This window comes from Scytonema hofmannii PCC 7110 (assembly GCF_000346485.2).
Lineage (GTDB): Bacteria > Cyanobacteriota > Cyanobacteriia > Cyanobacteriales > Nostocaceae > Scytonema > Scytonema hofmannii.
The window spans coordinates 152,234-165,652 of the sequence record NZ_KQ976354.1; the positions used below are offsets into that span (position 1 = coordinate 152,234).

14 protein-coding genes and 2 pseudogenes are annotated in these 13,419 nt (G+C 40.2%); 11 read left to right on the top strand and 5 right to left on the bottom strand.

Going from position 1 to position 13,419, the window contains the following annotated elements; translation table 11 throughout:
* Window positions 1-8: 8 nt before the first annotated feature.
* Window positions 9-653 carry an HMA2 domain-containing protein gene (locus tag WA1_RS00705; RefSeq protein ID WP_017742149.1) on the bottom strand — a complete coding sequence of 215 codons (645 nt, stop codon included), beginning with the start codon at window positions 651-653 and terminating at the stop codon, window positions 9-11.
* Window positions 654-800: 147 nt separating this feature from the next.
* Here WA1_RS00705 and WA1_RS00710 point away from each other — a divergent pair, with 147 nt between their 5' ends.
* The 7 genes from WA1_RS00710 (at window position 801) to hisS (ending at window position 6,798) form a co-directional block, all read left to right on the top strand.
* Window positions 801-1,421 carry a PAP/fibrillin family protein gene (locus WA1_RS00710; protein WP_017742148.1) on the top strand — a complete coding sequence of 207 codons (621 nt, stop codon included), beginning with the start codon at window positions 801-803 and terminating at the stop codon, window positions 1,419-1,421.
* A gap of 61 nt (window positions 1,422-1,482) precedes the next feature.
* Window positions 1,483-2,526: a nitrilase-related carbon-nitrogen hydrolase gene (locus tag WA1_RS00715; RefSeq protein ID WP_017742147.1), complete on the top strand. Its 1,044-nt coding sequence runs from the start codon at window positions 1,483-1,485 to the stop codon at window positions 2,524-2,526.
* Between the two features lie 62 nt (window positions 2,527-2,588).
* On the top strand, window positions 2,589-4,001 hold the full coding sequence (locus WA1_RS00720) for an aldehyde dehydrogenase family protein (RefSeq protein ID WP_017742146.1): 1,413 nt from the start codon (window positions 2,589-2,591) through the stop codon (window positions 3,999-4,001).
* Window positions 4,002-4,171: 170 nt separating this feature from the next.
* Window positions 4,172-4,618 (top strand): DUF3598 family protein, encoded by a 447-nt coding sequence (locus WA1_RS00725; RefSeq protein ID WP_017742145.1) that lies wholly within the window; start codon window positions 4,172-4,174, stop codon window positions 4,616-4,618.
* A 97-nt stretch (window positions 4,619-4,715) separates the two neighbouring features.
* The gene (locus WA1_RS00730) at window positions 4,716-5,033 is read left to right on the top strand and encodes a hypothetical protein (protein WP_017742144.1); all 318 of its coding nucleotides are present in this window, start codon (window positions 4,716-4,718) and stop codon (window positions 5,031-5,033) included.
* Entirely contained in the window at window positions 5,030-5,392 is a 363-nt protein-coding gene (locus WA1_RS00735; RefSeq protein WP_017742143.1) for a hypothetical protein, read from the top strand. The genes WA1_RS00730 and WA1_RS00735 overlap by 4 nt, the downstream gene beginning before the upstream one ends.
* A 14-nt stretch (window positions 5,393-5,406) precedes the next feature.
* On the top strand, window positions 5,407-6,798 hold the full coding sequence (gene hisS / locus WA1_RS00740; protein ID WP_017742142.1) for a histidine--tRNA ligase: 1,392 nt from the start codon (window positions 5,407-5,409) through the stop codon (window positions 6,796-6,798).
* A gap of 264 nt (window positions 6,799-7,062) precedes the next feature.
* Here the strand turns inward: hisS and WA1_RS00745 are convergent, their stop codons facing one another.
* Together WA1_RS00745 and WA1_RS00750 are read right to left on the bottom strand one after the other, a co-directional pair.
* Entirely contained in the window at window positions 7,063-7,422 is a 360-nt protein-coding gene (locus WA1_RS00745) for a four helix bundle protein (protein WP_017750197.1), read from the bottom strand.
* 38 nt (window positions 7,423-7,460) lie between these two features.
* A pseudogene (locus WA1_RS00750) lies at window positions 7,461-8,709 on the bottom strand (ISL3 family transposase).
* Window positions 8,710-8,897: 188 nt separating this feature from the next.
* On the opposite strand from WA1_RS00750, the pseudogene WA1_RS00755 reads away from it, so the two are divergent.
* The 3 genes and pseudogenes from WA1_RS00755 to WA1_RS00765 all read left to right on the top strand — a co-directional run.
* Window positions 8,898-9,284, top strand: a pseudogene (locus tag WA1_RS00755) (alpha/beta fold hydrolase); the annotation flags it as partial.
* Window positions 9,285-9,633: 349 nt separating this feature from the next.
* Window positions 9,634-10,632, top strand: a complete 999-nt coding sequence (locus WA1_RS00760; RefSeq protein WP_017742140.1) for a DUF4437 domain-containing protein — start codon at window positions 9,634-9,636, stop codon at window positions 10,630-10,632.
* 118 nt (window positions 10,633-10,750) lie between these two features.
* Window positions 10,751-11,137, top strand: a complete 387-nt coding sequence (locus WA1_RS00765) for a nuclear transport factor 2 family protein (RefSeq protein ID WP_017742139.1) — start codon at window positions 10,751-10,753, stop codon at window positions 11,135-11,137.
* A gap of 176 nt (window positions 11,138-11,313) precedes the next feature.
* Here the strand turns inward: WA1_RS00765 and psb34 are convergent, their stop codons facing one another.
* Window positions 11,314-11,484 carry a photosystem II assembly protein Psb34 gene (gene psb34, locus WA1_RS54490; protein WP_017742138.1) on the bottom strand — a complete coding sequence of 57 codons (171 nt, stop codon included), beginning with the start codon at window positions 11,482-11,484 and terminating at the stop codon, window positions 11,314-11,316.
* A 172-nt stretch (window positions 11,485-11,656) separates the two neighbouring features.
* Here psb34 and WA1_RS56505 point away from each other — a divergent pair, with 172 nt between their 5' ends.
* Complete coding sequence (locus tag WA1_RS56505) at window positions 11,657-11,863, top strand: hypothetical protein (protein ID WP_158516575.1); 207 nt, start codon at window positions 11,657-11,659, stop codon at window positions 11,861-11,863.
* Here WA1_RS56505 and WA1_RS00770 read toward each other — a convergent pair.
* Complete coding sequence (locus WA1_RS00770) at window positions 11,853-13,334, bottom strand: cryptochrome/photolyase family protein (protein WP_017742137.1); 1,482 nt, start codon at window positions 13,332-13,334, stop codon at window positions 11,853-11,855. The genes WA1_RS56505 and WA1_RS00770 overlap by 11 nt on opposite strands.
* Between the last annotated feature and the right edge of the window lie 85 nt (window positions 13,335-13,419).

Consider the following 13,419-nt stretch of genomic DNA (forward strand, 5'->3'; position numbering starts at 1 on the left):
ATCAAAGGCTATAAATCACCCTCCCCAACAGCTTGTAGTTTTAAAGGCTGCAAACCTACCTCATCGGGCTTGCTATGCTTTTGCCATCGTTTGTTGGGCAGGATAAACATGGTAGCAGATTTTAGCCTTTTGATGATATTTCTTGTGGTAGACAGTACTCGCTCCCAAGTATCTTCTCTATATCGTTGGTATTTAATAGCATTATGCGCTTGGTTGATGTTACGTGTTGTGTCAATGAGATGGATGGCAGCATCAAAAACGGTTCCCACAATTGATTTAGCTGTAACTCTCGTTGGTACTACTATATCTGGAGCGGTTTGTATCAGATGGACTAAATGCGCTCGCACTTGCTCATCTTTTATTATCCCTATTGAATAATCGATAACAATGGAAGCTGCTGTAGGGTTAACACGTACTTTCGTAATTCTAGAGTCAGATTCCATAACCAGCTTCAGTTTCTCGGCATAGGTAGAATCCTTTACTAGCCGAGGAATGCGAAAACGAATGCGTCCGGGAATTGCATGAGCAACACTATAGGATATCCTTTCAGGTGACGTAGTTTTATTAGCTACACTTGAGTTTGTCTTGTTAGCTCGCCGAGCCTGATTGGGGATAATATTTTTGTTAGACTTCTCTCTTTTTCTAGGAGTCATAATCTCTTATTTCGATTTTCAAACATACAATAACTGAGGTTGATTTTTTTCTAAGAAAAATTAAGCACAAAGAACAAATAACCATCGTAGTTTCTCATCTTACAACTTTGATAGCATTGCTATATCTAACTTTTGGAACATAAAAATATGGTAGGGGATGACGCAACAAGATTTGCTTTGAAAACAGAGCTTTGGGAACGAGTAGAAGCACTAGGCGTTCATCGTTCCTTATTTCCGTCCTCTGAAGAGACCATCAATAAAATTGTGGATCAGCTTGAGAGCATGAATCCAATCCCATACCCTTTAAGTACAAACCATCTCTCTACTCTACTCGGACATTGGCAGTTGGTCTACGCCTCTCGCGGAACAATTGTTACACGCACCGTCGCATCAATTCCTGATTTTTGGGGGAGCATCAAAATCAAACAAGTATGGCAACAGCTTGAGAGGGGTGGTGACGAGAGCATTTCTGCCTCCAACGGTGCTCTTTTTGACTTATCTCTCCTTGGGGAATGGCAGATACAGGCTAATGGAGTGTGGCGGTGGAGTGGCGATCGCGAGAAAGCTGCTAAGGTAAAGTTTGGCACATTTTCGATGCAAGCAACCAAGCCATTTGGTATATCTCTTTGGAGTTTTCCTAAAATAAAAATTCCGGTGTTGGAATTCTTTCAGAATGAAGCCTTATGGATCACCTCGTATCTAGATGAGGAAATGAGGGTAGGACGAGGCGCTACAGGTAATTTGTTTGTGTTTCGTCGTCGGGAGTAATTGCCGATCGCTTGCCACCTGTTACAACGTAAAATGAGTAAAAATACAGGCAAAGCAGAGTATGGTAGCCGATCTCGAAACTACAGAATCCTTTCGAGCCTTAGCACTGCAAGTGACTTGTCATGCTATTAACCAGGTAACTGACTGTCAGGAAGTACGCTCGTTGATGCAAGACACTATCAACCGTCTGGCAAAACAAATTGCTGCCAGTATTGCGTTTATTGGTGGTGACTGTCGTTTGATTGTTCTACCAGAGTATTTCCTCACAGGTTTTCCCATGGGAGAATCACTACCTGTGTGGGCAGAAAAAGCGTGTCTCGAAATGGCAGGTGCAGAGTACGAAGCGCTTGGTAAGATTGCACAGCATTATAATATTTTTCTCGCAGGTAATGCTTACGAGGTTGACCCCAACTTTCCAGGACTGTATTTTCAAACTTGCTTTGTCATTGACCCCTCTGGAACAGTGGTCTTGCGGTATCGACGGTTAAATTCTATGTTTGCACCAACTCCTCATGATGTTTGGGATAAGTATCTCGACTGCTACGGGCTAGAGGGTGTTTTTCCAGTTGCCAAAACAGCAATTGGTAATTTGGCAGCGCTAGCTTCAGAAGAAATTCTATATCCGGAAGTGGCGAGATGTTTGACAATGCGGGGGGCAGAAATTTTTCTGCATTCAACTTCAGAAGTTTATAGCAAAGAACGCGCACCCAAAGAAGCCGCAAAAATCTGCCGCGCAGTAGAAAATATGGCATATGTAGTGTCCGCAAATAGTGCAGGTATAGCTAACACTGCTATTCCCAGTGCTTCTACTGATGGGGGATCAAAAATTGTTGACTATAGGGGATTAATCTTAGCTGAAACTGCTTCCGGGGAGAGTATGGCAGCATTTGCAGAGATTGATTTAGCTGCTTTACGCCGCTATCGCCGCCGACCTGGGTTAAATAATTTACTTTCCCGACAGCGTTTGGAACTCTACGCACAAAGTTATTCTCAATCCCACTTCTACCCAGCAAATACTATGCTGGATAAAGAAGTAGACCGCAAACATTTTATCCAGACCCAGCAAGAAACTATAGAACGTTTAGCTCAATTAGGAGTTATATAGGATCTCGTAGCAACCAACCACCAACAACCAACCACTAACAACTAACAACTAACAAAATTATTATGTCAAAAGCAATAGAAGTCCGCAATCCTCGGACTGGAAAATTTGATTATGTAATTATACCGCCACCAGCAAAGCTACTCGCACAGCAATGCAGTCGCTTGCGGCGATCGCAAAAAAATTGGCAACAGCTTAGTATAGAAGGTAGAATCGAAGCCCTTCAGCAGTGGAAGCAAGTCATATTATCTGGACGAGAGAAACTGACTGAGGCTTTGGTGAATGATACGGGAAGGTTATCAATATCAGTTATGGAAATTGATTCATTCCTTTCTAGTATCGATCGCTGGTGTAAACTAGCTCCAGAACTGCTCCAAGAATCGCCAAAAAATACAGCTATTCCTTTTATTGAACTACAGCAAACAGCAGTTCCCTATCCTTTAGTCGGTGTCATTAGCCCGTGGAATTTTCCCTTATTACTTTCAACAATTGATACTATTCCCGCCTTGTTAGCTGGTTGTGCTGTCATCGTTAAACCTAGTGAGATAGCACCTCGGTTTGTTGCACCTCTATTAGCTGCACTCAATAACGTTCCAAAGTTACGAGATGTATTAACTTTTGTAGAAGGAGCAGCAGAAACCGGAGCGGCTCTGATAGAGAATGTAGATTTAATTTGTTTTACGGGAGGTGTAGAAACAGGACGAAAAGTTGCCGAAATTGCAGCAAAATACTTTATACCTGCTTTTCTGGAATTGGGAGGGAAAGACCCAGCAATTGTTTTAGAATCCGCTGACTTAGATTTGGCAACATCAGCAATTTTGTGGGGTTCGGTCGTGAATACCGGACAGTCTTGTCAATCCATTGAGCGAATTTATGTTGCTGAATCTATAATGGAACCATTCGTGAAACAACTTGTAGACAAAGCGCAACGTCTTAAGTTAGCTTATCCCACAGCCGATAGCGGAGAAATTGGTCCTATTATTGCAGAAAGACAGGCTGCGATCGTTAGCGACCATCTGTTAGATGCAGTAGAACTAGGCGCTGTTGTGCATTGTGGCGGTGAAATTGAGAGCCATGGTGGAGGTTGGTGGTGTTGTCCTACAGTTCTCACTCAAGTTAACCATGGTATGAAGGTTATGACTGAAGAAACATTTGGTCCGATTATGCCCGTAATGTCCTTTTCCACAGTTGAAGAAGCAATAACTTTGGCAAATGATTCTATCTACGGATTGAGTGCAGCCGTTTTTGCAGGCTCAGATGCAGAAGCGATAGAAGTTGCCCGTCATATAGATGCAGGTGGTATTAGTATTAATGATGCTGCTCTCACTGCTTTGGTGCATGAGGGAGAGAAAAATTCTTTTAAGTTTTCTGGTTTAGGCGGTTCGCGTATGGGAACAACAGCACTGACACGTTTTATGCGAAAAAAAGCATTTTTGGTGAAAACTAACTCTATGAGTGACCCTTGGTGGTTTAAATAGGGGGTAGGGAGTAGGGAGTAGGGAGTAGGGAGTAGGGAGTAGGGGCGCAAGGCCTTGCGCCCGTACAGTGGTTAGTAGGGGCGCAAGGCCTTGCGCCCGTACAGTGGTTAGTTGTTAGTAGAACAATCCAAAATCCAAAATCCAAAATCCAAAATTGAAGGAGCTTTATCATGTCACTTATTCGCGAAGAAATGCCTGTTCTGGTACGTCATGAAGGAGATTGGGTAGGTACGTACACAGTGGTTGATGTAGAAGGAAAAATTATCGACAAGCATGAGTCGCATTTGACCTGTCAGTTTCCAGAAGATGATGCTTATTCCTACTATCAAATTAATCGTTACAAGTGGTCTAATGGTAAACAAGAAGAGCATCAGTTTCCAGGGACTTATCGAGACAAAGCATTATGGTTTAATACAGACCGTATTGATGGGAAAGCTTGGGAAGTTGACAATGCAACAATTATTTTGTGGTTTTCTTATAAAACTGCACCGGATATGTATTTATATGAAATGATTAATCTCAGCCCCTGCAATAACTACCGTTTCCGCACCTGGCATTGGTTTAAAAATCATCAACTCTTCCAACGGACTTTGATTCAAGAAGAACGGTTGCGTTGAAACAAGCAAAACCTTGCTCTCATGAAGTAGGCAAAGATTTACAGAATATGCAACAATGATACAAGAGTTCCTTTAAATTAGAAGTTGAAGAGCAATTATGACTGATACTAAACCTTTGCGGACAGCACGTCGGGGAAGAATATTTCCTGAAATTCAGTGGACAGAAGAACAAATAGCTCAATGGAGAGCCAGACAGGAAGCATTTTATCAACGCTGTAAAGTGATTTTTGACAGAGTTCAACCAGAGTTAGTTAAAACTCACTATAACTGGTACATGGCAGTTGAACCGGAGAGTGGAGATTATTTTATTGATAAAGATGAAATAGTTGCGATGAATATGTCTCGTCAAAAGCATCCAAATAACATTTTTTTCCTGTTTAGGATTAATGAAACAGGAGTATCGGGGACAATATGATTGAGGGCAGATTTGGCGATGTGGACGAGTTATTCTTTGAAATTCAGTTAATTGCTAGCGATCAATTAGAACTGACTGTAGATGCAATGCTAGATACAGGTTTTTCTGGCTGGTTAGCAATTGATAAACAAGATTTGGATGGTCTTGATTGGATTTTAATAGGTGAGCGAGATATGTTAATGGCAAGGGGAGAAACAAAATTTGATATTTATGCTGGAAAAGTGAGAATAGAGGAAAAAGAATTTGATATTCCAGTCCATATTGGTACAGGATTAACAGAAGTTTTACTTGGTCGTCAGTGGCTCAAAGATAGACGGTTAGTAGTTGATATACCGTCGGGAGTTTTAACACTTGGATAATCAAAAAAATTTGTATGGCAAAATCTGAAAAAATTAACTTTTCGACCCCTAGCGGTTTTCCTGAATTTCTTCCCGGTGAGAAACGTTTGGAAGTATACTTACTCGATACAATCCGAAAAGTTTATGAAAGTTATGGATTTACACCTATAGAAACTCCAGCTGTAGAACGTTTGGAAGTTTTACAAGCAAAAGGCAATCAAGGTGACAATATAATTTACGGTATTAATCCTATCTTACCACCAAACCGACAAGCAGAAAAGGATAAGGCAGGAGAGACAGGCTCGGAAGCAAGAGCTTTAAAATTTGACCAAACGGTTCCTCTAGCAGCATATATTGCTCGTCACCTTAATGATTTGAGTTTTCCATTTGCTCGTTACCAAATGGATCTTGTGTTTCGAGGGGAGAGGGCAAAAGATGGACGATTTCGTCAGTTTAGGCAATGTGATATAGACGTTGTAGGGCGTCGTGAACTCAGTTTATTTTATGATGCTCAAATGCCTGCTATTATTGCTGAGATATTTGATGCGATTAACATTGGTGATTTCCTTATTCGTATTAATAATCGTAAAGTTCTCACGGGATTCTTTAGCTCGGTGGGGGTGGAAGCAGAGAAAATTAAATCTTGCATCGGTATTATTGATACTTTAGAAAAAGTTGGGGAAGCGAAGGTTATACAAGAGTTTGAAAAAGAAGGAGTTTTAGCAGAGCAAACTCAAAAAATTATTGATTTCATTAATATTAAAGGTTCCGTTGATGAAGTATTAGATAAACTTAAATACTTAGCTCAATCGGCACAAGAAGCTGAGATATTTAACTTGGGAGTTACAGAGTTAGAAACGGTGATTTCCGGTGTTCGCAATCTGGGAGTTGCGGAAAATCGTTTTTGTCTTGATTTATCTATTGCTCGCGGTCTTGATTATTATACAGGAACTGTTTACGAAACAAGTTTAGTAGGACATGAAGCGCTAGGAAGTATTTGTTCCGGTGGTAGGTATGAAGAATTAGTGGGAGTATTTTTAGGCGAAAAAATGCCTGGAGTAGGAATTTCTATTGGTTTAACTCGCTTAATGAGCCGTTTGTTAAAAGCTGGTATTTTGAACCCACTCGCAGCAACTCCAACTCAGGTAATAGTGGTGAATGTGCAAGAGGACTTGATGCCAGTTTATCTCAATGTGTCTCAAACGTTGCGGAAAGCAGGAATTAATGTTGTCACAAATTTTGAGCAACGACCTTTAGGTAAACAATTCCAACAAGCTGAAAAACAGGGAATTCAATTTTGTGTCATTATTGGCTCTGAGGAAGCAGCAGCACAAAAGGCAGCTCTCAAGGATTTGAAAACACGGGAGCAAATAGAAGTCCCGTTAGAAAATTTGGCTGAAGCAATTAAACAGAGACTCGCTCCTTAAGTAAGTGTTCAGTTCTTTGGCAAATATAGCGTTTCGGGCTTTTTGTGCAATATCATGAGCGACTATTAGTAGTGTAGGTATCTTGCCCATATTATAAGCGGACAAAATACCCGTAATACAAGAGGCGTACTTTGTAAAACTGAAAACTGCGGTTCTTCAGTACTTGTTATGCTAAAATAACAAGTACTGAAGAGGGAACAGGGAACAGGGAACAGGGAACAGTGAAGAAAGGAAAAAGGAAAAAGGAAAAAAGGGAAGAGAGCGTTATTCTAGCTTCTTAATGAGGGCAATAATCATTCGACTCTCTTCTCGTAGCAAAGAAATAATTGGTTCTATATCTTCTTGTTTAGATAGACCTACCCGATGCGATAGAATAACGTGTGTTTCTAATTCATTAACCGAGCCTTGAGCAATATTCAGAAATCTAATGTATTCAAGTGTCGATCTTCTTCCATATCCCTCGGCTATATTGGCTGGAATAGAGACAGCGGATTTCCTAATTTGTTGTACCATGCCATATAACTCGTCTTTGGGAAAAGGTTTAGTCAAAAAATAGCACTTTTCGGCTATATCCATACCTTTTTGCCAGATTTTTAAGTCTTTAAAATCATTAATCTCTGCCATGAAAACCCTCAAGATTATCAAAATTCATCAATGTTTAGTTAGCAATTGAAATGCCAAGTTAATAGGCACCGAATTCGAAAGTTGTCAAAATTTCTAAAACCATAAGCAGCGCGTTTGATGAGCTTGAGTTTGTTATTAATACCTTCTACAACTCCGCTTGTTGTCCTATTATCAAAGTAAGCAACGATCTCATCTAGCCAACGAAGTATTGTGTTATAGCTCTTAGGAAAATGTTTTTTCGCTTTAAATAACCATGTTCCTAGTTTAAATAATCCGGCTTCCCAATTACTTATTGTTTCAAAAATTTGTCGAATTTCCTCTTTTAATTCATGCATGATTTTTAGACTAGGAGAAACTTGTTTGACTTCAATTAATTTCTCTTGTTGGACTTGATTTAGATCTTCTTCATTCTTAAGTAAAATATATTTACTTTTTGTAAGTCCTTGTAAAATTTTTTCACTGTCTGCTTTATCTTGAGGAGATTCCGCTTTTTTTATAACTGATTCTATTTGACTTTTTTCTCTCTTTCTTTGTGTATCTAGTTCCTTGTTTATCTGTACCATTACATGAAATCTGTCAGCCACTACTTGTGCATGAGGCATTAATTCTTTCACTAAACTTTTATAACCTTGCCATAAATCTATACTCACTTCTTCTATTTTATCTAAAACATCATTCCCCCATTCAATTAAGATTTCTCTTATGACTTCTTGTGTGCGCCCATGTAAAATTGTAATTGGTTTAGATGTATCCAAATCTGTTAAGACTGCACAGTAATTTCCATGACCTTTCACCAAAGCTATTTCGTCAATTCCCAGTCTTTTTAATCCGTCATGTTTTGATGAAGATAATCCTGTAGATGCATCTTTTAACATTCTTTCTATTTCTTCTGTCGTCACAATTCCTTTGGATGCAACACTGTGAATATCGTTTTCTAAAACGTCTTGTATTATTTTTTGAGCTAATCTTTTTGTATATGTCCTTTTTCGGCTTACGAAATCTAATTCTTCACTAAAAGGTTTTTTACACACCTCACATTTGAATTGTATAAAAGTTTATTTCTAAAAAAACTGGTTTTTCTCCAAATGGTAAGTCTTTTACTATGTATCGATGATTTTGATGTAATCTATGACTTACGGTTCCACAACGTAGGCAAATACTATAATCAGAAATTGATTCGGTTTGTAGTATAAGTCCAATTCCAGCATGAAGCCGATGGGATATGACTTTTACCCCTTCTATATCCAGAATTTCCGTTAAAGCTTTAATACCTTTTTTCCTTACCATAACTGTTAGATTTACAAAAATGTTATCAGGCAAGGCAAACAGAAAACTTCGTTTCTTTCTTCACTGTTCCCCGTTCCCTGTTCCCTGTTCCCTCTTCAGTACTTGTTATTTTAGCATAACAAGTACTGAAGAGCCAAACTGCTATATGCTCAAAGGTTATCAGTCCTAAGTTTATCGGGGGGAATTATATGAACACACCAATAAAGCGAGCTTTTTTAGATACAGAAGATGGTCAGATTCTCTACTGTATCAGTGGGGAAGGATCTGCTTTGGTTTTACTGCATCAAAATTTCAGAAGTATTGACGAATTTCGCGAGCTAATACCAATTTTTGCTCGAGAAAGACGTGTCATTGCTATGGATTTGTTAGGGTTAGGAGGTTCTGACAAACCTCCACGAATGTATTCAGTTGAAGAATATGCTAAAACTGTTATCTGGCTTCTAGATGAATTAGGTATAAAAACAGCTAGTATTTTGGGAAACCACACGGGTGCTTACATAGCAGGAGAAGTGGCAGCTGCATATCCAGAGCGCGTCGAAAAACTTATAATCTGTAACGTAGATGATTTTAACGAATATGCACCATCTTTTCGTTACTACTCAAGTCCTGATCCCGAATATGAATCCGGGACATATGAGACGTAACGCCCCGTACTGCCATCGCGTAAAAATCGGGTTCGACGATTGTGTTCGTGCTTGGCGCAAGCACCCCGAATTTCTTTCGCCATCCTAACGTGTCTGTCATTGTAAAAGTCAATGTATCCTGCTACTGGGTGACAAATAATTTTCATGATTTCACATTTTTGAAATTTTTAGCTAATTTATGAGCTTTTATATCATTGTTTTCAAACCAATTCGCCAATAGTATCCTAGAAGAGGATGGGCTTTCTGCTCTCATACTGTAATTACTAAATTAAAAACAGAAATGGTTAAAGCACATGAAGACAATAAAAGCTCAGATTCACTCCATAATAATGTGAATCTTTTACACACAGACACGGGTATTCAAATGAACAAAAATATCTCTGTAGGGCGCAAACATGTAGAAAGTGAAGAGTCACTTAACTCAGTTCTCAACTTTCCACAAGTGCCGTTTGAGGTCAAAAACTTTGTTAGCGATCGACACGCTACTGCTCAAGTTTTATCCGTCAACGAAGGTACAGGTGAATCTACACAGCGAGTAGTCCTGAAAAAGGGTTGGAACGCACCTGTTGGTCACTTTACTACGGATGTGGAAATTTTTGTGTTAACAGGTGTACTTTGCCAGGGTGGGTTTTTACTACGCAATCTCAGTTACTCTTTTATCCCGGCTGGCATACCTACTGGTCCTTGGAAAACAGAACAAGACACCATTCTTTTGTGGATGCCAGATGCCGTCCCCACTTACATAACAGAAGATTACGCAAATCTTCAGCAAATCCCGGAAAATTCTGTATATCATCCAAATATGCAGACCCATGAACGGATGACTGAGTATGTTCCATTGCAAGAACTCCACGCAATGAAATGGGAAAGCACAACCTTTTTACCTCCTGGGTCAGCGCGTAAAAGCCTGTATACCAATAAAAAAACTGGACGCGCTACATGGATTCTCGGTCTAGTCCCTATGTGGACTGAAGGCAACTTTTATGCTGGTCATCCTACTACTGAGGAAGCATATGTCATTTGTGGAGATGTGCTTGGACATTGGTCTATGAACGACGATCCTTTTAATAGACGCTACACAGCAATGTGCAAAGACGGCTATTACTGGCGACCTGCACATATTCCACACGGTCCGTTCTGGACAGAAAGTGGAGCACTACTTTTATTTCGTACTAATGACCGCCTGGACTGTTATTGGATACTGCATAACCCAGATATTACTCAGCAAGATCAGTCACGTCTCCGGGCTGCACTTGATAAGGGACTTCCAAAGAATTAATTTCTAGGCATTACATAAATAATAATAATTATTATTAATAGAAGAAAGCGGCTGCTGCTTTCTTCCCCAATATACGCATGAAAAGTCTACACTCATAATCCATTCGTGACAGGTTATTATGACAGATAATACTTTAAAAATTGCTCATCAAGCATTTGAACACTTTAAGCACGGTTTGGAAACGGGCGATTGGAACCAGTTTTTAGAAATGGTTACCGATGACTTTAATTTCTGGTTTCCTATGGGGAAATATCACGGCTTGCATGAGGGAAAAGAAAAAGCAAGAGAATTTTTTCAATATGTTGCTGAAGCTTTCAGAGGTGGGCTAGCTGTGACATTAGATCGCGTGACAAGCAATGAAACAACGGTGGTTTTTGAATTTCGAGATGAAGGGCAGTTATTTGGAGAACCTTATAAAAATCGGGTAGCTGTTTCTTTTGATGTGCGGGAGGATAAAATTTGCAGCTATCGAGAATACTTTGGTAGCGATGGCAAATCCTATTGATTAACATAGATCTCACTCTTCATCAGAAATTTTTCTACCCTTCAATCAGAGCCTCATCCTTTGCATTGCCGTTTTGCACAATTACCTTTTCAATGGAAAACCCCAGCTATCAAGCCAGGGTGAGAATGGGAAGTCCAAATGTCGATAAGAGTTTTTGATAGCGAAATCCACTCGTCTTAACCAGCTGCAAAAGCAACTAGAACTAAAGTCGTGACAAGTAATGTAGCAAACACGCCTTGAATAACGTATTGACGCTGCTCCCAAATAGCGGGGTATTCAGCAAATTGCATTTTTGGCTCGGTTGGGTAGTTATTGAGGATACCGTCTTCGTTAACAGTGGTATACATAGCTCGTTTCTTTGTTTGTTATCTTATGTAAATAAATATAACGATATTATTACAAAACATCAAGAGTGCTTGACGTAGAAAAAGAAATAGTATCCATAAGATGAGCTAATCAGTGAGTTGTTGCGATACGGCTATATTGCCGTAATCGTTCGCTTATCGCAATTAACATATCTTGTCTCCATTCGTCACAGGTTCCCTAGATCTACGCCTGATTGATAGAAGCGCAACTCCTTGCGCCCCTACTAAAGGACTTCCAAGAAATAAATTATCCATCTTGTGGGATGGGCGTCCTCGCCCGTCCTATGCTGGTGGCGGGCGGGGACGCCCGCACCACAAGAAATTTTGGGATATTTTTTATTTGGAAGTCCCTAACCACTAACCATTCCCTCTTTTTGCCTTTGATATCTTTCTTTAAATAGTCGTTGCTGTTTGTTGTGATCCACAATCGGGTCGGGATAGCCCACAGCGCGACGTTCTATAGGAGTGATTTTACCTGTCACCAAATATTCTGTGTCTATAGATCGCAATTCAGGAACCCATTTCCGTATATATTCGCCTTCGGCGTCAAATTTTTGTGTTTGGCTAGCTGGGTTGAATATTCGTATGGGTTTTGGGTCCATACCACTAGAAGCACTCCACTGCCAACCACCATTATTCGCAGATAGATCGCCATCAATTAATCTATGCATAAAGTATTTTTCTCCCTGTCTGGGATCGATGAGCAAATCTTTAGTCAGAAAATTGGCGACAATCATCCGACATCGGTTGTGCATCCAACCTAGTTCGTTCATTTGGCGCATTGCTGCATCAACAATTGGGTAACCAGTCCTTCCCTCGCACCAAGCGAGTAAGTATTCTTCGTTATTATCATAAGGAAAGTTTTTAAAAGGTTGGCGAAAGGCTCCATCTGCTAGTTCTGGGAAGTTATACATTGCGTGTTGATAAAATTCTCGCCACGCTAACTCTTGTTGCCATGCACGAATGCTAGTTTCTGTTTCTTCGCTGCGACTATTTTTTAACGCGTCTAGAGTTGCTTGCCAAACAGTGCGAATGCTAATGACACCAAATTTCAAAGCTGCACTCAGTCGGGATGTACCGTCGATGGCTGGAAAGTTACGCTGTTCTTTATATTCTTCAATAGCACGGGTGCAAAATTCTTCTAACCGTTCTTGTGCGGCGGCTTCTCCTGGTTCGATGATTAATTCTCCATCCCATTGTTTGCCTAAATCTTTTGCAGTGGGTAGTTTTATTGCCCCAGCTTGCTTTGCGATTTCTTGTTCGGCTTCTGTTAATCCTGTCAAATCGTGTTCAGAATCGCCGAGATTTTGTTTAGACGCGCCATGGCGCGTCTCTACAGGGGATGATTTTGGTTTGCTAATCCAATTTTTCCAAAAGGGAGTGTATACGGTGTAAGGCTGGTTTGAACCAGTGCGTATACTGTCTGGAGGATGTAATAGCTGATCCCAGTTTTTTTCAAGAAACTCAATGCCATTTTCCTTTAACCCATCTATTGTGATGCGATCGCGTTCTTGAGAATAGGGTTCTACATCCCAATTCCAGAATACAGCCTTTGCACCCAAAGCTACTGCCAATTTTGGAATGGCTTGGGTAGGTTCGCCATGAACAATGAGTAATTGGCTACCCATTTGAGCATATCGTTCTTGTAGCGATCGCAAACAGCCAATCATGTAAGTCACTCTGACTGTAGCAACATCATCCCGTTCGAGAATATTTGGATCGAGACAGAAAACACCTACAACCTTTGGGCTTTTTTGTCTTGCTGCAGCAAGTCCCGTATTATCAGAAATGCGTAAATCGCGGCGATGCCAAAACAGAATTAAATCAGACATTCCATCCCACTGGCTAGTTCCACTGTACTAGCTTAACAGTTATTTGTTATTTGTTATTTGTTATTTGTTACTGGTCACTGGTCAC